Annotated in this window: 17 protein-coding genes; 6 read left to right on the top strand and 11 right to left on the bottom strand. The window is 69.5% G+C overall.

The window, feature by feature from the left end:
• Positions 1-22 precede the first annotated feature (22 nt).
• Both ASF40_RS15060 and ASF40_RS15065 read right to left on the bottom strand, forming a co-directional pair.
• Positions 23-505 carry a Fur family transcriptional regulator gene (locus ASF40_RS15060; RefSeq protein WP_056370486.1) on the bottom strand — a complete coding sequence of 161 codons (483 nt, stop codon included), beginning with the start codon at positions 503-505 and terminating at the stop codon, positions 23-25.
• A gap of 63 nt (positions 506-568) precedes the next feature.
• Positions 569-1,564, bottom strand: a complete 996-nt coding sequence (locus ASF40_RS15065; protein ID WP_056370488.1) for a stage II sporulation protein M — start codon at positions 1,562-1,564, stop codon at positions 569-571.
• A gap of 16 nt (positions 1,565-1,580) precedes the next feature.
• Here ASF40_RS15065 and ASF40_RS15070 point away from each other — a divergent pair, with 16 nt between their 5' ends.
• Positions 1,581-2,426 carry an RDD family protein gene (locus ASF40_RS15070; RefSeq protein ID WP_056370490.1) on the top strand — a complete coding sequence of 282 codons (846 nt, stop codon included), beginning with the start codon at positions 1,581-1,583 and terminating at the stop codon, positions 2,424-2,426.
• Positions 2,427-2,442: 16 nt separating this feature from the next.
• On the opposite strand, the gene ahcY is transcribed toward ASF40_RS15070, so the two are convergent.
• Entirely contained in the window at positions 2,443-3,942 is a 1,500-nt protein-coding gene (ahcY, locus tag ASF40_RS15075; protein WP_056370493.1) for an adenosylhomocysteinase, read from the bottom strand.
• Positions 3,943-3,964: 22 nt separating this feature from the next.
• Positions 3,965-4,171, bottom strand: a complete 207-nt coding sequence (locus ASF40_RS15080) for a DUF3499 family protein (RefSeq protein WP_045301176.1) — start codon at positions 4,169-4,171, stop codon at positions 3,965-3,967.
• 190 nt (positions 4,172-4,361) lie between these two features.
• Here ASF40_RS15080 and ASF40_RS15085 point away from each other — a divergent pair, with 190 nt between their 5' ends.
• A complete protein-coding gene (locus tag ASF40_RS15085; protein WP_056370495.1) occupies positions 4,362-4,802 on the top strand; it encodes a metallopeptidase family protein in 441 nt (146 codons plus the stop codon).
• Positions 4,803-4,824: 22 nt separating this feature from the next.
• On the opposite strand, the gene ASF40_RS15090 is transcribed toward ASF40_RS15085, so the two are convergent.
• The 4 genes from ASF40_RS15090 to manA all read right to left on the bottom strand — a co-directional run bounded on the left by ASF40_RS15090 (position 4,825) and on the right by manA (position 10,864).
• Positions 4,825-6,231 (bottom strand): DUF5719 family protein, encoded by a 1,407-nt coding sequence (locus ASF40_RS15090; protein WP_056370496.1) that lies wholly within the window; start codon positions 6,229-6,231, stop codon positions 4,825-4,827.
• Positions 6,228-9,104, bottom strand: coding sequence for a glycosyltransferase (locus ASF40_RS15095; protein WP_056370498.1), 2,877 nt, complete (start codon positions 9,102-9,104; stop codon positions 6,228-6,230). Before ASF40_RS15095 ends, ASF40_RS15090 begins: the two co-directional genes overlap by 4 nt.
• An 86-nt stretch (positions 9,105-9,190) precedes the next feature.
• Positions 9,191-9,517 (bottom strand): WhiB family transcriptional regulator, encoded by a 327-nt coding sequence (locus ASF40_RS15100; protein WP_082497093.1) that lies wholly within the window; start codon positions 9,515-9,517, stop codon positions 9,191-9,193.
• Between the two features lie 198 nt (positions 9,518-9,715).
• Positions 9,716-10,864, bottom strand: coding sequence for a mannose-6-phosphate isomerase, class I (gene manA, locus ASF40_RS15105; RefSeq protein WP_056370500.1), 1,149 nt, complete (start codon positions 10,862-10,864; stop codon positions 9,716-9,718).
• Between the two features lie 96 nt (positions 10,865-10,960).
• Here manA and ASF40_RS15110 point away from each other — a divergent pair, with 96 nt between their 5' ends.
• From ASF40_RS15110 to ASF40_RS15125, 4 genes are read left to right on the top strand one after another with little or no spacing between them, the layout of a single operon-like run.
• Entirely contained in the window at positions 10,961-12,433 is a 1,473-nt protein-coding gene (locus ASF40_RS15110; protein WP_056370501.1) for an O-antigen ligase family protein, read from the top strand.
• Complete coding sequence (locus ASF40_RS15115; protein WP_056370503.1) at positions 12,430-13,785, top strand: O-antigen ligase family protein; 1,356 nt, start codon at positions 12,430-12,432, stop codon at positions 13,783-13,785. Before ASF40_RS15110 ends, ASF40_RS15115 begins: the two co-directional genes overlap by 4 nt.
• Positions 13,786-13,842: 57 nt before the next feature.
• Positions 13,843-15,756, top strand: a complete 1,914-nt coding sequence (locus tag ASF40_RS15120; protein WP_056370505.1) for a glycosyltransferase — start codon at positions 13,843-13,845, stop codon at positions 15,754-15,756.
• Entirely contained in the window at positions 15,753-16,736 is a 984-nt protein-coding gene (locus ASF40_RS15125; RefSeq protein WP_056370507.1) for a glycosyltransferase family 2 protein, read from the top strand. Before ASF40_RS15120 ends, ASF40_RS15125 begins: the two co-directional genes overlap by 4 nt.
• A gap of 31 nt (positions 16,737-16,767) precedes the next feature.
• On the opposite strand, the gene ASF40_RS15130 is transcribed toward ASF40_RS15125, so the two are convergent.
• The 3 genes from ASF40_RS15130 to glf are packed head-to-tail and all read right to left on the bottom strand — an operon-like array spanning position 16,768 to position 19,484.
• Positions 16,768-17,517 (bottom strand): ABC transporter ATP-binding protein, encoded by a 750-nt coding sequence (locus ASF40_RS15130; RefSeq protein ID WP_056370508.1) that lies wholly within the window; start codon positions 17,515-17,517, stop codon positions 16,768-16,770.
• Entirely contained in the window at positions 17,517-18,323 is an 807-nt protein-coding gene (locus tag ASF40_RS15135) for an ABC transporter permease (RefSeq protein WP_056370510.1), read from the bottom strand. The genes ASF40_RS15130 and ASF40_RS15135 overlap by 1 nt, the downstream gene beginning before the upstream one ends.
• 24 nt (positions 18,324-18,347) lie before the next feature.
• A complete protein-coding gene (gene glf, locus ASF40_RS15140; RefSeq protein WP_056370512.1) occupies positions 18,348-19,484 on the bottom strand; it encodes a UDP-galactopyranose mutase in 1,137 nt (378 codons plus the stop codon).
• Between the last annotated feature and the right edge of the window lie 105 nt (positions 19,485-19,589).

The raw sequence follows: 19,589 nt of genomic DNA on the forward strand, positions 1-19,589 counted from the left end.
GATGGGCTGGGAATCGGACAGATCAGGATGCTGCGGCCTCGGCCCGCGCGCCCGCGCCGGCGTCGGCCGTCGAGCATGCGGGACAGATGCCCCAGAAGGTCACCTCGGCCACCTGCACGGCGTAACCATGCGCGTCGGCGGGCGTCAGGCACGGTGCCGCTCCGACGACGCAGTCGACGTCTTCGACGGCGCCGCACTGCGAGCAGATGAGGTGGTGGTGGTTGTCGTCGACGCGCAGCTCGAACAGACCGGGGCGTCCCGCGGGCTCGATGCGGCGTGCGAGGCCGGCGTCGACGAAGTCGCCGAGGGCGTTGTACACCGACTGCAGGCTCGTGGCGGGGAGCGTCCGGGCGACGACGGCGAACAGCTCGTCGGCGCTCGCGTGCGGACGCTCGATCAGCGCATCGACGACGGCGCGCCGCGAATCGGTGACCCGCAGGCCGGCGGCACGCAGGCGCGCCGCCGTGTCGACGGCGCGCGCATCGACGTCGGTGTGCGGGGTCATACGCTGAGCTTAGCTTTGTTTTGAGTGACTCAAAACAGTGGTATGCGGCATCCGTCTCGGGAATCAGCCCGCGACGAGCGTCGGGGTGCCTGCCTCGTACTCGGTGAGGTCGCCGGTCTCCCCCAGCCGGTGCGCACGGCGGCCGACCACGAGCATGTAGACGAGGAAGAGGGCGAGCGCGGCAGCACCGATGCCGATCTTGACCGGCCAGGGCCAGGGCTGTGCCGTCACGAAGCCCTCGATGACGCCCGACACGCCCAGCGCGATGACGAGGCCGATCGCGATGGTCGCGAGGGAACGACCCGCCGCGGCGAGCGCTTCGCCGCGCGAGCGCGGCCCGGGGGCGACCCAGGCCCAGAAGATCTGCAGCCCCGCAGCCCCGGCCACGAAGATGCACGTGAGCTCCAGCAGGCCGTGCGGGAGGATGTACAGCACGAACACGTCGCCGCGGTCGAACGCCGCCATGATCGCCGCTGCGGTGCCCACGCCCACCGCGTTCTGCACGAGCACCATGATCGGCCAGATGCCGGTGATGCCGAACAGCACGCACTGCGCGGCGATCCAGGCGTTGTTCGTCCACACCGTGCCGGCGAACACCGCCGCGGGGTTCTCGCTGTAGTAGTCCGTGAACTGGTTCTCGGCGTACTGCTCGAGCTGCGCCTGACTCCCGAGGCTCGCGACCAGCGCAGGGTCACCGGAGACCCACAGCGCGACGACGACCATCACGATGACGAAGCCGACGGCGATCGCGAGCGTGGTCCAGCGCACGCGGTACAGCGCGGCGGGCAGCTGCAGCGCGAAGAAGCGCGGGATCTGGCGCATGACGTTCTCGGGCGCGCCGGTCAGTCGCAGCCGTGCGCGGCCCAGCATGGTCGAGATGTGATCACCCTGGACGCTGCGTCCCGCCGACGTCTTCGCATCGGCGAGGTCGGCGGAGGCCGCGCGATACCGGGTGACCAGCTCGTCCACCTCGGCGCCCGAGAGACGGCGGGCGCGGCTGAGCTCGTCGAGGCGCGCCCACTCCTCGCGCCGAGCCGCCGTCAGCGCGTCGAGGTCCATGCGCTTTACTGTAGCCATGCCCGCCGAGCAGCCCGCCATCGTCGACATCCACCAGGACGAGGTGCTCACCGGCGAGGCCGTCGCGCTCGACGTGCAGCCGCTCGGCTTCTTCATGCGTGCACTCGGGGTGATCATCGACATGATCCTCGGCGTCGTGGTGTTCCTCCTGGTGGTGTGGGGCATCACCTGGCTCGCGGGGATCGGCGCCGTCGACGAGGCGGTGATGCCGATCCTCACGATCGTGCTGCTCGTGCTCGTCATGGTGGTGATCCCGACCGTCGTCGAGACCACCAGCCATGGGCGCAGCCTCGGCAAGCTCGCCGTCGGCGGCCGCATCGTGCGGGCCGACGGCGGCGCCTCGGGTTTCCGTCACGCCTTCATCCGCGCCCTCGTGGGCGTGTTCGAGCTGTGGTTCACGGTGGGCGCCGTCGCCGCGCTCGTCGGTGCCTTCACCCCTCGCTCGCAGCGCCTCGGCGACCTCCTCGCCGGAACCTACTCCGAGCGCACGCGCACGCCGCGCCTGCCCGACCCGCAACTCGGGATCCCGCCTCAGCTCGCCGAATGGGCCGCCGTCGCGGACGTCGCGCGACTCCCCGAACGCCTCTCTCGGCGCTTGGCGCAGTTCGCCCGATCGGCGGCGAGCATGGAGCCGTCCGCACGCGCGCGGGTGGCAGCATCCCTCGCCCGAGAAGCCGCCGAGCACGTCTCACCGGTGCCGTCCGTCGACCCCGAGACGTTCCTCATCGGGGTCGTCGCCGTACGCCGGGAGCGCGAGCTGCGAGCGCTGCGGCTCGAGACCGCACGCGCGGACGCCCTCGCGGGGCCGGTGTCGGCGCCGCCGCGCGGATTCCCCGAGCGCTGAGCACGGGGGCCCGCGCTCAGTACCGGTAGTGCTCGAGCTTGTAGGGGCCCTCGACCGGCACGCCGATGTACGACGCCTGCTCGGGGGTGAGCTCGGTGAGCTGCACGCCGAGCGCGTCGAGGTGGAGGCGCGCGACCTTCTCATCGAGGTGCTTGGGGAGCACGTAGACCGCGGTCGGGTACTCGTCGCGCTTGGTGAAGAGCTCGAGCTGGGCGAGAACCTGGTTCGTGAACGACGCGCTCATGACGAACGACGGGTGGCCCGTCGCGTTGCCCAGGTTCAGCAGACGGCCCTCGCTCAGCACCAGCACGCTGCGCCCGTTCGGAAGACGCCACTCGTGCACCTGGGGCTTGATCTCGATCTTCTCGACCCCGGCGAGGGACTCGAGGCCCGCCATGTCGATCTCGTTGTCGAAGTGGCCGACGTTGCCGACGATCGCGAGGTGCTTGAGCCCCAGCAGGTCGTCGACGGTCACGACGTCCTTGTTGCCGGTGCCGGTGATGAGGATGTCGACCTGGTCGGCGACATCCGCGAGCCGCGCGACCTGGTAGCCGTCCATCGCGGCCTGCAGCGCGCAGATCGGGTCGACCTCGCTGACGATGACGCGCGCACCCTGCCCGCGCAGGGCCTCCGCGGCGCCCTTGCCCACGTCGCCGTAGCCGCACACGAACGCGACCTTGCCGCCCATCAGCACGTCGGTGGCACGGTTGATGCCGTCGGGCAGCGAGTGGCGGATGCCGTACTTGTTGTCGAACTTCGACTTCGTCACCGAGTCGTTCACGTTGATCGCGGGGAACAGCAGGTCGCCGGATGCCGCGAGCTCGTAGAGGCGGTGAACGCCCGTGGTGGTCTCCTCCGTGACGCCGAGAAGACCCTCGGCCATGCGCGTGAAGCGCTGCGGATCGCGCGCGAGGCTGGCGCGCAGGGTCTCGAGGACGATGCGGTACTCGGCGGAGTCGTCGGCCGCAGCATCCGGAACCGAACCCTCCTTCTCGAATTCGACGCCCTTGTGCACGAGGAGGGTCGCGTCGCCGCCGTCGTCGAGGATCATGTTGGGGCCGTCGAAGCCCTCCGCGGTCCAGTCGAAGATGCGGTCGGCGAGACGCCAGTACTCCTCGAGCGTCTCGCCCTTCCACGCGAAGACCGGGACGCCGGCGGGGGCATCGACCGTGCCTGCCGGGCCGACGACGACGGCGGCGGCGGCTTCGTCCTGCGTGGAGAAGATGTTGCAGCTGGCCCAGCGCACCTGCGCGCCGAGGGCGACGAGGGTTTCGATGAGCACGGCGGTCTGCACCGTCATGTGCAGCGACCCCGCGATGCGTGCGCCCTTCAGCGGCTGCGACGCTCCGAACTCCTCGCGCAGTGCCATGAGCCCCGGCATCTCGTTCTCGGCGAGGCGCAGCTGATGGCGCCCCGCTTCGGCGAGCGAGAGGTCGGCGACCTCGTACTCGAAGCCCTCACGGGACTCGGTGACCTCGGTGGCAGCAGGCGTGGCGACGGGCGTGTGGGTCGGCATCCGCCCATTCTCCCACGCCGGCTCAGGCCCGGAGGGTCTCGTGCCGGACGACGACCCAGCCCTTGGGTACGGAGAGGCGGTCGGTGTGGATCGCGCAGAGGTCGTGGGCGTGCGGATCGCCGGCGGCGCCGAGCGGGCCGAGAGCCGCCATCTGGTCGCCGTAGTCGTAGGTGAGCGTGGACACCGCCTCACGGGCGCATCCGACCTTGGAGCAGACTCTCTCGCGCATCGGGTAGACGCTATCGCGCACGACCGACAGGGGAACGGATGCCGCGCCGCACGACGTCGCGACTGTTCCGCGTCGCCGGATCCTCAGCTGAGGACGAGAGCCGAGCTGCGGAGCCGATCGCGGCGGGCCGCCCCTCATTTCGGCTCTGACCCTCAGCTGAGGACGCCCCTACCAGACCTAGGATGGGGGCATGGCGTGGCGTCGGAGCAAGACCAGCGAGCGTGCGCCGCGGCGCGCGTCCCGTCACGGACGCCACGGACGCGAAGGGCGCAGCTCCGTCGTCCGCCCGCCGCTGCCCCCGCTCGACACCCGCGTCGACCGGTTCGACCTCTCGGTCGGCACCGCGGCCGAATTCCTGCGGTCGGCCTGGCCGGAGCTGCGCGACGTCCGCTTCGAGGTCGCCGACATGCCCGCCGCGACCGGCGACGACGGGATCCCGCGGTGGACGGTGCTGCCCGACGAGGGCCGCATCATCCTCTATCGCCTGCCGATCGAGCGCCTCAGCCACATGCATCGCGACGACGATCTGCACCGGCGCATGCTCGTGGAGGGCGCCGTGTTCCGTGCGGCGGCGGAGTATCTCGATCGCGACCCGTGGGACCTCGGGCCGGAGCGCTTCAGGTACTTCTGACTCCCCGGGGTCGGGCTCCGAGTCAGGGGTAGACGACGATCTCCGGGGTCGCGACGTCGGCCGGCCACACCGGCACACCGGCGAGCGCGCCATCGCCCGCGAACGACAATCCTGCGCGCACCGGAGCCGCAGGATCGAACAGGTACAGCGTTCGGGTCGCCAGACGCACCGCGACCGACCCGTTCGCCGGAACGGTCAGGCTGATGGCCGAACCGCCGTCCGTCGGAGTCACGTTCACCGTCACGGGCTCACCGGAAGGGTTCACCACCGTGAGCGAGGGCGTCGGGCCACCGGGCGTCGCGAACAGCGACGGCACCGTCACCTCGGGGGCCGGGGTGTACCAGGCGAAGTCGTCGCCCGCCGCGATGCCCGTCGCCTGCCACACGGCTGCGACCACGGGGGCGTCCGCCTCGACCGTGACCGTGTAGGCACCGGGCGGCAGCCCGTTCAGGGCGAGCTCGAGCGGCTTGCCGGCCTCGAGGGACAGTTCCTGGGGCTCTCCGACCGTCTCGGTGCGGCCCGCGGAGTTGACCGACACGCGCGCCGTCGCGGGAAGGTTGGGCGACAGCATCCGCAGCACCGTCGTCTCGTTCGTCGCGCCGTCCTCGTCGGTCGGACGCGTGACCGTGATCCCCGTGATCACCTGCGTGTCCTCGGTGTGGGCGATCGGCCCGACCTGATCGACCCCGCCGGGTGTGAGGGTGCGGGTGATGCTCGTCTGCAGCGATGCGTGGATCGGCGCACCGATCGCCGAAACGCGGACGACCGGCGTCTCCTCACCGAGCGCGAGGCCGGCCAGCGGCACCACGCGCTGCGTTCCCGGTGCGATCACGAGGTCGGCGCCGCCGGGCGGCGTCTCCGCTCCGTCCACCCCGTACACCGTCAGCTGCACGGTGGCGGGAACCGCGCCCGGGTTGGCGAGCAGCACCAGATCCGCGGCGCCGGTGGCTCCCGATCCGCCGACCAGCCACGAGTCGAGGAGCGGCGGGCGGCAGGCGGAGACCGCGAAGCCCGAGAGGTCGTCGGCGTTGGCCGTCGCCGCACCGGTCGCGGCGATGTCGACCGCCTGGCCGCCACGAGGCTCCGCCGTGTACGCGAGCGGGCCGGGTCCGACCCCGGTCGTCTGCAGCTGCTGCTCCGCGGCTCCCTCGCCGTCGGCGGTGCCTCCGATGACCGACTGGGGCGCGGCGAGGGTCACCGTGGACGCTGCGGTGGGGTTGCGTCCGATCGACAGCAACCCGCCGTCGCAGGCGATCACCGATGCGGCCGGTGCCGGAGTCGCGGGGATGCTGAGGGGTTCGCGCACGACCGTCGGCCACGGCACCGAGACCGCGGTCACCACCGCGACCACGGCCATGACCGATACGGCCGTGCCGATCAGCAGGCGGGCGCTCGTCGTCGCCCACCGGAACACGCGTCGGTCGCTCATCGGCCCTCCTGCCAGTGGGGTCCCACGACACGCGGGGTGCGCCGCGCCTCGCGGATCGAAGCGGCAGTCGGCACGGCCAGCAGCAGCGCGATGCCGAAGATCGCAAGCTGTCCGAACGCGATCCAGCGGCCCAGAATCGAGACGGATGCCGCCTCCTCGGCTCTCGGCGCGATCTCGTCGACGACGCGCCACAACTCGCCTTTGGCGGTGTCGCCCACCACGACGAGGGTGTCCCGCTGGCCGAGCGCGGTCATGGCCGAGAGCCGCATCGTGCGCGCGGCATCCGCCTCCGGCTGCGTACTCGGTGCGAGCAGGATGAAGCCGACTCCCCGGGCGGCGAGCTGTCCGACGACGTCCTCCGAGGAAGGGGTGACGAGATCGGCGGCGAGCTTCGCGAGTTCGTCGTCCTGCGGGGTCGGCTCGGTGCGCGTGGACAGCAGCGTCGTCTGCCCGCCGATGGTCTCGCTCGCGCCCCACACCACCTGGGCGGCGACCCCGGCGTCCGCCTGGGGGGTGAGCACGATCGTCCCGACGTCGGGATCCTCGCGCCCTTCCGCGGCGACGAACGCGGGAAGCGTGCTCGCCGGACCGTCGGCGATGGTGGCCACCCCTCGCGTGAATGCGGTGAGCGAGGGAACCGCGAGCGCCACCGCGGCCGCGAACACGAGCGCAGCCGCAACGCCGCGTACCAGCGCGACGCGGGGCGCCAGCCCGGCGTCGAGCGCCACGAGTGCACCGCCGAGGCCGCCGAGCCACGCGAGGCTCAACCCGGCGCCCGGCCAGAGCGGCACGGTGATCGACTGTGCGAACGCGACCGAGATCCCCACGGCGGCGAACGCGGTACCGAGGCCGAGCGCCGTGACGACGAGCAGCACGATCCCGGCTGCCCAGCGCTGGGTGAGGGGTGCGGCGAGGGCGAGCAGCGCGAGCGGCACGGTGAGCAGCGGCACCCACCACGTGGGCCCGTCAGGCAGGATCGTCGCCCACCCGGCGAGGTCAGGGGTCGGGATGCCGGCTGCCAGCAGCGCACGCCCGGCGGCATCCGCGGCCACCTGCGGGCCCGCCCACGGCACGCCGGGGTCGGCGACGAGGCTCCACGCCTGGCCGTTCGCGAGGGCGTTCCAGACGAGCGGGACCGCCAGCGCGGCGGAGGGGATGAGCGTCCAGATCAGACGTGCGATGCCACGACCCGCGCGCAGGATGACGGCGGCGAGCACCGCGCCCACCCACACCACCAGCATCGCCGGCGCGAGCGAAGGAGCGGTGGCCGCCACCCCCGCCAGCAAGATGGACGCCGCACCGGCGCCGGCCCATGAGCGGTGCGCGACCGCGCCCGCATAGAACAGCCACGGCAGCAGCAGGTGGAGGATCACGCCGGTCGGGCGCCCCTGCGTCAGGGCGACCAGCAGCGTGGGCGACAGCGCCCAGACCGCTCCCCCGAGAAGTCGAAGGCTCGCCCGTTCGGTCACCCGCGTCGCGGCGAACCATCCTCCGAGCGCGGCGAGGGGCAGAGCCAGCACCCAGAGCAGCACCAGCGCGCGGGACGGCGCCCAGGCCCAGAGCGAGCCGAGCACGGCGACCACGGCGGCGAACGGATCGGCAGGACCGATCGTGTCGATGCCGAGAGCCCGTTGGCCGTACATCGCGTCGTCCCAGAGCTGCCCCACCGTGGTCGCCAGCGGCTGGAGCGCTCCCCCACCGAGGACCGGCCACGCCAGCAGCGCAGGGAACGCCGCGACCGAGACGGCGAGCGCTGCGAGCACGAGCCACGCCGCGCCGCCCGCGAAGAACCTCAGATCGCTGCGGCGGTGACCACCGAGCATGACCTCGGGGTCGTCGTCCAGTCGTTCACGCAGCTCGCCCCGCGTCGTGCGCAGGGGCGCCACCTGCGCCCATGACCCCGTGCGCGTGTGCGCGAGGTGACGGCGTGCGCGCCAGACGGGCACCAGGCGAACGACGGCGACGGCCGCCGCCGCCCACTCCGCGGCGATGCGTCCGGGCTGTTTGCGGGCCAGATCCACGATCGAGCGCCACAGCGCGAGCGGAAGGATGGTGAGCCAGTGCAGCGGTGCGACCACCGCCGGCGCGTACACGAGCCGGCGGTGCAGCTGCGCGACGCGCTGCGCATACACGGCGCGGCGCTGTCGCTGAGGAGTGAGGGGTGTCGGCAGACCCGCGACGCCGTCGCCCGCCGTGGCGACGAGTGCACTCGGCACGAGCGAGACGCGCCCGCCTGCCAGCCGGGCCCGAACGCCGAGGTCCAGCCCCTCGTCGGCGCCGGAGAGTCCCCGATCGAGCCCGCCCAGCCGCTTCCAGGCGTCTGCACGGATCAGGATGCCGCGGACGTCGGCGCCGAGCACGTCCTCCCGCGCGTCGTGCTGACCCTGATCGAGTTCGTCGTCGGCGAGCCCGACCGTGCGGCCGAACCGCGTCATCCCGACCCCGAGCGAGACGATCTCCGTGCGGTCGTCCCAGCGCACCAGCTTGGGCGCGACGAAGGCGACCGACGGCGACAGCTCGAGCGCGCCGGCGAGGCGCGCGAGCGCGTCGGGCTCCGGCGCGGTGTCCTGCGCGAGGAGCCATACGGCGTCGCCGTCGAGACGCGGCGCGACCAGGGCGGTCGCTGCGGCGTAGGCGGTCGACGCGCCGGCCCGGAAGACGAACTCGGCGCCCGCGGCATCCGCGATCTCGAAGAGATGGTCGTCGCCCCCGCACACCACGATCGTGAGGATGTCGACAGGACGCGTCTGCTCGCGAAGCGCCGCAAGGGTGCGCTTCAGATGGAATGCCGCCGGGGTACGACCATCGGGACGAACCACCAGGATGGCGTGGACGCGGTTGGAGGTGACGGTGTTCGACGTGGCGGTGGGCATGTCCTGGTCAGCCTAGGTCGCGCTCGAAGCTCACGCCGGGCGCACGCGCCGGGTCGGCCGGATCGACCGGCCGCCCAGCGTGCGCGTCAGCCCGCTCGACGCTTCAGCTTGCGACGCTCGCGCTCGCTGAGACCGCCCCAGATGCCGAACCGCTCGTCGTTCTGCAGCGCATACTCGAGGCATTCGCCTCGCACGTCGCACGACGTGCAGATGCGCTTCGCATCACGCGTGGAGCCGCCCTTCTCGGGGAAGAACGCCTCCGGATCGGTCTGCGCACACAGTGCGTCGGTCTGCCAGGCGAGCGGATTGTCTTCTTCCGCATCGATGTTGCGGCGTACCCCCGGAACCCCCAGTTGAACCGGATCGACGAACCAGTCGTCGGGAACGCCGGAACGGAATTGCGAAACCGTCATGTCGTTCTCACCCCCCGTGATCCTGCTCCACGCTGGTGCGTGTTGTACGGCTAATTACACCCGTGTAGTTCGACGAGGTCAAGTCGCAGATAGTAAATGCTCAACCGTCTCTTGAACCTTCACGACGCGCCGACGGCGTGTCGCTCTGTCATAACGGTCCGATGAGAAAGCGATGAGGCGGCGGAGAGGCGCGGCGTGTCAGCGTCCGGGAAGCGCGATGAACAGCTCGCCTCCACCCCGCACGCGCAGGCCGCCCTCGTTCGGAGTGACGAGCACGGCGGCACCCGGGGAGAGCGTCGTCGCCTCTGCGCTGGTCAGTCCCACCACCGCCGGAGCGCCCGCCGTCGCGACCGCGATCGCCGGACCCTCGAGCGCCACCTCGACGCCCTCGGCGCTCGGCGAGACCGCGAGCAGCGCGAAGTCGGCGACCGGGACGTCGTACCGGCGCACGCCCGCCGCGACCTCGCGAGGCCGGATCACGGGCGGCAGGCCCGGCGTCGGGTCGAGCACGCTGACGAGCTCCGCCGCATCGACGTGCTTGGGGGTGAGGCCGCCGCGCAGGACGTTGTCGCTCGCCGCCATCAGCTCGACGCCGAGGCCTTCGAGGTAGGCGTGCAGCACACCTGCCGGAACGAAGAGGCCCTCGCCGCGCTGCAGGGTCACGAGGTTCATGAGGAGCGCGACGACGATTCCGGGGTCGCCGGGGAACGCCGCGTCCAGCGTGCGTGCGAGTGCGAGCTCGGCGGCGAACTCGTCGGACTCGGCGGCGACGGCTGCGGCGATCACGTCGCGAGCGGCGTCGGCGCCGTCGGACAGCAGCCAGCCGATGACGGTCGCGAGTGAGGCATCCGTCGCCTGCAGACGCTCGACGAGCGGCGCTGCACCCGGCCCCAGCTCTGCGACGAGCCGTCGTGTCGCCGCCAGGTCGCGAAGACCCGCGAGCGCGCGGAACTGGTCGCTCAGCGCGACGATGAGCTCGGGCTTGTGGTTCGCGTCGCGGTAGGTGCGATCGCCGGCGTCGCGCGGGATCCCCGCGGCCTCTTCGCGCGCGAAGCCCTCCTCGGCCTGAGCCTTCGACGGGTGAGCCTGAATGGAGAGAGCGGATGCTGCGGCCAGCAGCTTGAGCAGGTACGGCAGCGGTTCGCCGACACCCGATGCGGCGCCCTCGTCCGCGATCCACTGGTCGAGCGTGCGACCGTCGGCGGTCTCGGACGGATCGCCGGGGTGGTCGCCGAACCACACCTCCGCCTCGGGACGACCGGACGCCTCGCGCCCCTCGAGATCGGCGAGCAGGGAAGTCGAGCCCCAGGCGTAATCACGGGGGTCGTTCGCGAGCGGGATCAGCACCCGAACAGCCTAGCCAGCCGGGGGAACCTTGCCCCGTCCTCCCCCGCTCGTTGAGCGAGCGAAGCGAGTCGAAACGCCCGGGGTAACCTGAGAGCGATGGCCGTCCATTCGAAGCATCCGGCGTCGGCGCCGCCGGAACCGCCGGTCCGCGAGAACACCGGCCACCTCATGCTGCGCGGCTGGTGCATCTTCGTGCTCTTCATGTCGCTGTCGGGCACCGCGTGGGTGAATGCCTTCGGTCAGACGGCGGCGACGGTCATCACGATCGCGGGCGGCGTTCTTTCTGCCGTCCTGTGGATCGTGCTGCGGCCCCCCGTGCAGTGGCGGCGACTGCCCTGGTTCGTGGTCGCGTACGTCGCGTGGGCCACGCTTTCGCTGACGTGGTCGGCCTGGCCCGGAACGACCGCGCTCACACTGCTTCTCCTGTGGATCACCACGCTGCAGGCGCTCTTCATCGGCAGCGTGCTGACCTGGCGCGAGCTCGTGCGCGCCGCCGCCTCGGCCCTCAAATGGGTGGTGGCGCTCTCCTTCGTGTTCGAGCTGTGGGTCTGGGTGTTCATCCGCGGGCCGATCATGCCGGGCTGGATCATCGAGAAAGCCGACGACCCGATCGAGTACTGGTCGCGCGGCAACCTGTTCGAGTGGGACAAGCGCATCCAGGGCATCATGGGCAACGCCAATCTGCTCGCCCCGGTGGCCCTGCTGGCGATCATCGTGTTCGGCATCCGTCTCGCCTCCGGTGCCCCGCGACGCACCTTCCTGTGGATCTGGATCGGGCTGTCGGCCTTCCTGTTCGTGCGCGCCGGGTCGGCGACCGCGTACCTCACCGCCGCCGCGGTGGTCGTCGTGCTGGTCACGGTGCTGCTGATGAGGACGGCGACGAAACCCGGCGAGCGCACCAAGTACTACGTCGCCTACGTCGTCGTGGGCGTCGGTGGACTGCTGGCCTTGTGGCTCACGCGCGACCTGATCTTCTCGTCCCTGGGCCGCAGCGCCGACCTCACGGGCCGCGAGGGCATCTGGGAGGAGGTGCTGGCGCGCACCGGCGAGCGCCCGTGGACCGGATGGGGCTTCGCGACTCCCTGGGTCACGGCCGACCCGGCGTTCGACATCCGCATCATCGACCACGGGCAACTCGTCATGCAGGCCCACAACATGTGGGTCGACGTCTCGATGCAGCTCGGCATCATCGGCGTCGTGCTGCTCGCGCTCCTCTACCTCGCGTTCGTGTGGCGCGCATGGTTCTTCGCGATCGACAGGCCGCGGTGGGACCTCCGCGCCGATCGCCCCTACTCGCCGCTGACCCTGCTGCCCACGCTGGTGGGCGCCATCCTCCTGGTTCAGGGACTGGCCGAGTCGAGCCCGCTGCTGCTGTGGGGCTGGCTGTTCCTCGTGATGCTCGGCTCCAAGATCAAGCAGTCGCCGCACGTCGGCGTCGGCCCCGCCGAGGAGACGGCCGCGATCGAGCGCGGCGAGGCCGTCGCGCGTGATGAACCCGGTGGACGCGAGCCGGGGACCACCGCGGCCACGGCGGACCGCCGGCCCCGGGCTTCAGGGCGCGGCGCGTGACCGACTCGCCGCATGCCGCAGCGCCCGGGTGGCTGGGCACACTGCTGGCCTCGGCATCCTTCGCCCGCGCGTTCACTCTCGTCGTCTTCGCCACCGTCTTCTCGGCGTACGCGATCGAGCGGATCGCGGGCCGCGTCACCTACGTCACCATCGTCACCGGGCTCTGCGTCTTCGGTCTCGCCGTGATGATCTCGCGCCGCCGCGAGCTCTCGCTGCTGAGGCTCGTGCCGACGACGGTCCTGATGTTCATCGCCTGGGCCTTCGCCAGCATCTTCTGGTCGAGCGATGCCACCACCTCGTTCTGGAACTGGGTGTCGATGGCAGCACTCGCGTTCCTCGCGGTCGTCATCGGCCACGTCCGTGACACGCTGCAGACGGTGCGCGCTCTCGGCGATGTGCTGCGCGTGCTCCTCGGCGTCTCGCTCGCGCTCGAGGTGCTCTCGGGCATCCTGCTCGACGTGCCGTTCACGTTCCTCGGCATCCAGGGCAAGATCGCCGAGCTCGGACCGGTGCAGGGCATCTTCGGCACACGCAACCTGCTCGGCTTCGTCGCCGTGATGGCGCTCATCACCTTCCTCATCGAGTACCGCACGCAGTCGGTGCGCCCCGGCGTCTCGGTGGCGTCGGTGGTGCTGGCGGGGGGCCTCGCGGCTCTGAGCGACTCCCCCACTGTCGTCGTGCTCGCCCTGGGCGTCGGACTCGCCGTCGGCGCCCTCGCCCTCGTGCGCCACACCCGCCCCGAGCGCCGCGCCGGCCTGCAGCTCGCTCTCGGCGCCCTTGTCGTGGTCGGAGTGGTCGTGGGCTACACGGCACGGCACCAGATCATCGCGCTGCTCGGCGCCGGCACCGACTTCTCGATGCGCGTCGAGCTGTGGAACTTCATGGTCGACATCCTCCGCCAGAAGCCCGTGCAGGGCTTCGGCTGGTTCGGCGCCTGGGACCGGGGCGAGTACCCCTTCAACGCCATCAACTTCTGGTTGAACAAGGACCACGCCACCGGATTGAACGCGTACTTCGATGTCGCGCTGCAGCTCGGCTGGGTCGGGTTGGTGCTGTTCCTCGCGCTCGGGGCGCTGGCGCTCGGGCGGTCGTGGCTGGTCGCCGGCGAGCGGCGGTCGGTCGTCTACGCGTGGACGCCGTTGATGCTCGTGGCGCTCCTCGTGGACTCGATGTTCGAGAGCTTCACGCTCACAGGGCTCGGGTGGCTCATGCTCGTCCTGTGCGCGGTGCGCGCGGGCCAGTCGCGTTCGTGGCGCGAGACGCTGGACCGCGGGACGGATGCTGGGGATGGGGGTTCTGCGGAGGGGTCAGGGCTGCCGCACGCCCAGGGAGAGCAAGGGACAGCAGGGTAGGCTTCTCTCCGGCCCGACGTCTCGGCGCCCCGCCAACCTTCTCCGGAGATCATCCCCGTGACCCACGTCCTTCAGAACGCCGTCTTCCCCCTGGATCGCGACCCTGATCTGCTTCCGCTCTATGTCGACCCGGAGACCTGGTCGGTAATCGACGAGGAGCCCGTGCGCGTCTCGAGCAGGGCTCAGCTGGGCAACATCCTCTCCCGCAGCACTGCGCGGATCGTCGCTGGTCGACGCGTCTCGTTCGGCACCTACTTCAATGCCTTTCCGGCTTCGTACTGGCAGCACTGGACGTCGGTGCGCAACGTCACGCTCACCGTGCGCACGACCGGTCCTGCCACCGTACTGGTGTACCGGTCGAACGGTTCGGGCGTGCGTCAGCGAATCGAGACGCGCGAGGTCGACGGCGCCTCGGAATCGACGTTCGACCTCGTGCTGGACCAGTACAGCGACGGCGGCTTCATCTGGTTCGACATCGTCGCCGACGAGAAGAATGTGATCTTCGAGGGCGCGGAGTGGACCACCGAGCAGGAGCCGGTCCGCGAGGGCAAGGCGTCCATCGGCATCACGACGTTCAACAAGCCCGACTACTGCATCTGGACGCTGCAGAACCTCGCGGACTCTCCTGAGGTGCTCGATGTCGTCGACCGCATCTTCCTTATCGATCAGGGCGATCGCCGTGTCGACGGACAGCCGGAGTACTCCGACGTCGCGGAGCGCCTCGGGGATACTCTGCAGGTCATCACGCAGCCGAACCTCGGCGGATCCGGGGGGTTCGCCCGGGCCATGTCCGAGACGCTCGCGCGCCCTGAGAGCGACTTCGTCCAGCTCCTGGACGACGATGTACGCATCGAGCCCGAGTCGATCCGGCGCTCGGTCGTGTTCGGCCGCTACGCCAGCGTTCCGACCATCGTCGGTGCGCACATGTTCGACCTCCTCGACCGCCCGAAGCTCCACGCATGGGCAGAGGTCGTGGACGATGTGCCGTTCATGTGGCGGGCGCTCTATCAGGAGAAGCTGCCGCACGACTTCAGCGTCGCGAATCTTCGGCAGACCCCGATGCTCCACCAGCGCCTGGACGCCGACTACAACGGGTGGTGGATGTGCCTCATCCCCGTCTCGATCATCCGCGAGATCGGTCTGCCGCTCCCCGCGTTCATCAAGTGGGATGACGCAGAGTTCTGCCTCCGTGCCCGCTCGGCGGGCTATCCCACCGTGTCGATGCCCGGCGTCGCCCTGTGGCACGTGTCATGGGTCGGCAAGGACGATTCGATCGACTGGCAGGCGTACTTCCACGCGCGAAATCGCATCGTCGCGGGGCTTCTTCACTCAGACGTGCCGGGCGGCGGGACGCTCATCCGCCACAGCCGCCGCGTCGACTTGAAGCACCTCATGATGATGCAGTACTACCCAGTGGCGCTGCGGCACCAGGCGCTGCGAGACGTTCTCTCGGGCCCAGAGCACATGCGGGGCAACCTGGCGACCGCGATGCCCCGCGCGCGGGCGACGGCTAAGGACTTCCCCGAGACGGTCGTACACCGCGACAGTGGCGTGCCGATGCGATCCCGGCGCGGACGAATCGTGTTCAGGACCGCGCGGCGCAACGAGTTCGACAGTCCCACCGGGCTCCGGCTGCGGCTCTTCACTGCCACGACGCTCTTCTCTCATTGGTTCCACAAACCGAAGCCCGAGAACCTGCGTCAGCCGGAAGTGGAGTTCGGCAAGGGTGACGCGCACTGGTGGCGCCTTCCTATCTATGACAGCGCCCTGGTGAACTCCGCGGACGGATCCGGCAAGAACGTCTACACGCGCGACCGCCGCCGATTCCGGTCGATGCTCCTCGACAGTATTCGCCTCCACCGTCGACTGCAGCGCGACTGGCCGAGTCTGGCGGCACGCTACCGGTCGGCCGGCGACGAACTGACTTCCGAAGCAGCTTGGCGGTCGACTTTCGAGGCGGGTACCCGATGAGCAACGACGCTCGCACGTTCGACCCGTCGACGGCGACCATCGCCGTCGTGACCTTCAACCGGTCTGGCCTCCTGTCGCGTCTCCTGACGAGCATGACGACGATGGACCCGAAGCCCGGTCACATCGTGATCATCGACAACGCCTCGACCGACGACACGACCGACGTCGTCGAGTCGTTCCGCGAAAGCCTCGAACCTTCGAGCCTCGTCTATCGCCGACTCGACACCAACACCGGCGGCTCTGGAGGCTTCAGCGAGGGCATGCGCGTCGCCTACGAGCTGGGCTCCGAGTGGATCTGGCTCATGGACGACGACGTCGAGGTCCTCCCCGACGGGCTGGCCAAGATGGGCAAGTGGGCGCCCCGCTTCAAGAGCATCCAGGGCCGCCGCTACGACTACGACGGCAGCGCGTTCTACTGGCAGTACCGTGTCGCAGAGCCCCTCGGCATCCCGATCCCCTTCGCTCCTGCCGAGTTCGACGAGTCTGGTTACAAGCCCATGAACTCCGGATGCTTCGAGGGAATGTTCATCCACCGCGACATCGTGCAACAGATCGGCCTGCCCGACCCGCGGTTCTTCATCTACTGGGACGACCAGATGTACGGCTGGCTGGCGTCTCGCAAGACCCAGTCGGTCATCGTCGACGAGTTCGTGCTGCGCCGCACGCGCGAGATCAAGCAATGGGACATGGGCATCCGCCACATGAACGCCTCAAGCAACGCGTACCGGTACTACATCATGCGCAACCGCGCGTACATCAAGAAGTACTACCGCTCACTCGACGTCTACAACCCGATTCTGTTCGGTCTCGGGACCAGCCTGACGTTCGGCAAGGAGCTCATCCGCCTGGTGTTCGTCGAGCGCACGTTCCGCGGCACGTCGAACCTGTTCCGCGGTCTTCGCGACGGACGCAAGATCGCGAAGGATGCCTCGTGGCAGCCGATGCCGCCGCTTGAGGCCGCCACGACTACCGGTCGTTGAGCGAGCGAGGAACCAGCGAGACGAAACGCATTCAGACGCCCGTCGGGTAGTCGGCGTTGTAGCGGTCGAGCACCTCGTTGATCGGCGCGTCCATCGCCAGACGGTGCTTGTCGAGGTAGAGCCCGCGCGTGCAGAAGCGACGCAGGTCGCGCTCGCTGTGGGAGACGAAGAAGAGCGTGCGGCCATCGGCGAGGAGCTCGTCGATGCGCTTGTAGCACTTCTCTCGGAAGGCCTTGTCACCGACCGCGAGCACCTCGTCGACGAGGAGGATCGGCTCCTCGAGCTGTGACACGACGGCGAACGCCAGGCGCACCTTCATGCCGTTGCTGAGGTGCTTGTATGGTGTGTCGACGAAGTCCTCGAGCTCGGCGAAGTCGATGATGCCGTCGAAGCGGCGGGCGACTTCGGCCTTCGACATCCCGTGCAGCCCTGATGTCAGTCGTACGTTCTCACGGACCGTGAGGTCGCCGACGAAACCGCCGGTGATCTCGATGAGCGGTGCCACACCGCCGTTGACCGAGACAGTGCCCTCGTCCGCGAGAAGCACACCGGCGACGAGCTTGAGAAGCGTCGACTTGCCCTGGCCGTTGCGGCCGACCACGCCGATCGATTCACCTGGCCTCACGTCGAAGCTGACGTCGCGGAGAGCCCAGAACTCCCCCGGCTTCGAACGGCGCGTCGAGTCGGAGAAAAGGTCCTTGATGCTCCGCCGCCCCCGCCGGTTGCGGCGGAAGCGCACACCGAGGCCCTGCACCTCGATCGCGAGACCGGATGCCGTCATCACAACTCCTTGAGCACGGGGCGTTCGAGCCGCCGGAAGACGAGGACTCCGAGGGCGAGGAAGAGGAACGACATGACCGCGCCTATGCCGATCACCCACGGATCCCACTCCTCGGCGAAGAATCCGACCCGGTAGAGGGCGAAAATACCCGACAGCGGATTGAACGCCGCGAGCGTCTCGAAGGCGCCTGGGAGGTCCTCGACGCCGTAGATCACCGGTGACGCGTAGAACAAGGCGCGCAGGATGAGCTTCGTGGTGCGCTCGAGGTCCGTCCACATCACGCAGAGCGGAGCGACGAGAAGCCCGAGCCCGACGAGCAGCACGGCCTGCAGGGCGATCGCGACGGGAATCCAGAGCAGGCCCCAGTTGAGCTGGGCGGGGTGCTCGGAGAACTCGGAGAAGACGACGAAGAGCGCGAGCACCGGCAGCGAGCACAGGAACTCGATGCCTTTGCTGAGCACGATGCGGTTCACCCAAATGGAGCGCGGGATCGCTGTGGACCTGACGAGGCGCGCGTCCTTGCTGAACGCGCGGGTGAAGTCCGATACCGATGAGTTGAACCACACCCACGGCAGCAGCGCGGTGATGAGGAAGACGATGTAGGGCTCGTGCCCGACCGTGCGCTGGAACACCTGAGTGAACACGAACCAGTAGATCGCGCTCATCACGAGCGGATCGAGGATCGACCACAGATACCCGAGGGCGCTGGTGGCGTAGCGCACCTTGAGATCGCGCGCAGACAGCAGCCACAGCGAGTGGAGGTAGCGCCGGGGCGATCCGGGGGCGCCGACGGCGGCAGTGCTCACGAAAACGAGTCTATGCGGGCGCGGTCACGCGAGCTGGTTGTTCCACATCGACAGCGCAGCGCCGATGGCCATGTGCATGTCCAGGTACTGGTAGGTCCCCAGGCGACCGCCGAACAGCACGTCCTTCTCGCCCTTCGCGAGGTCGCGATAGGCGACCAGCCCGGAGCGGTCCTCCGGTGTGTTCACGGGATAGTACGGCTCATCGTCGCGCGACGCGAAGCGCGAGTATTCGCGCATGATGACGGTCTTGTCCGTGGGGTACCGATCCCCGCGCTCCGGGTGGAAGTGCTTGAACTCGTGGATCCTGGTGTACGGCACGCCCGCATCGGCGTAGTTCATCACGGGGGTTCCCTGGAAGTCGCCGATCTCGAGTACTTCCTGCTCGAAGTCGAGCGTGCGCCACGAGAGCGCGCCCTCGGTGTAGTCGAAGTAGCGGTCGACAGGTCCCGTGTACACGATCGGCACCTGACCGACAGTGGACTTCTTGTTGAGCGGCTGGGATTCGTCGAAGAAGTCGGTGTCCAGCTTGACCTCGATGTTGTCGTGATCGGCCATCCGCTCGAGCCATGCGGTGTAGCCGTCGGTGGGCAGCCCTTCCCACGTGTCGTTGAAGTAGCGGTTGTCGTAGTTGTAGCGGACCGGAAGCCGGCTGATCACCTCGGCGGGGAGTTCCTTCGGGTCGGTCTGCCACTGCTTGCCGGTGTAATCGCGGATGAAGGCCTCATAGAGCGGTCGCCCGATCAGCGCGATGCCCTTCTCCTCGAGGTTCGCAGCATCCTTCGCGTCGAACTCCCCCGCCAGCTCGTGCACGAGGGCTCGCGCCTCCGCAGGCGAGTACGCGGCCTGGAAGAACTGGTTGATCGTGCCGAGATTGATCGGCATCGGGAACACCACTCCGTTGTGGTTGGTGTACACGCGGTGCACGTAGTTCGTGAACGTGGTGAATCGGTTGACGTAGTCCCACACACCGGGGTTCGACGTGTGGAAGAGGTGGGCGCCGTATCGATGGACTTCGATGCCCGTCGTCGGCTCGTCTTCGCTGTACGCGTTGCCTCCGATGTGGTGGCGACGGTCGATCACGGTGACCTTGCGACCGGATGCCGCGGCCCGCTCCGCGATGGTGAGGCCGAAGAAGCCGGAGCCGACGATGAGGAGGTCCATACGGATGCTTTCGTGAAGATTGCCCCGCCGATTCGACAGGGCGGGCGCGAGGACACAGCCCAGACGATTCTATCCGTGACGTGGCGGGCCTCCGGATCGGGAGGC

It is taken from the genome of Microbacterium sp. Leaf288 (assembly GCF_001422925.1).
Lineage (GTDB): Bacteria > Actinomycetota > Actinomycetes > Actinomycetales > Microbacteriaceae > Microbacterium.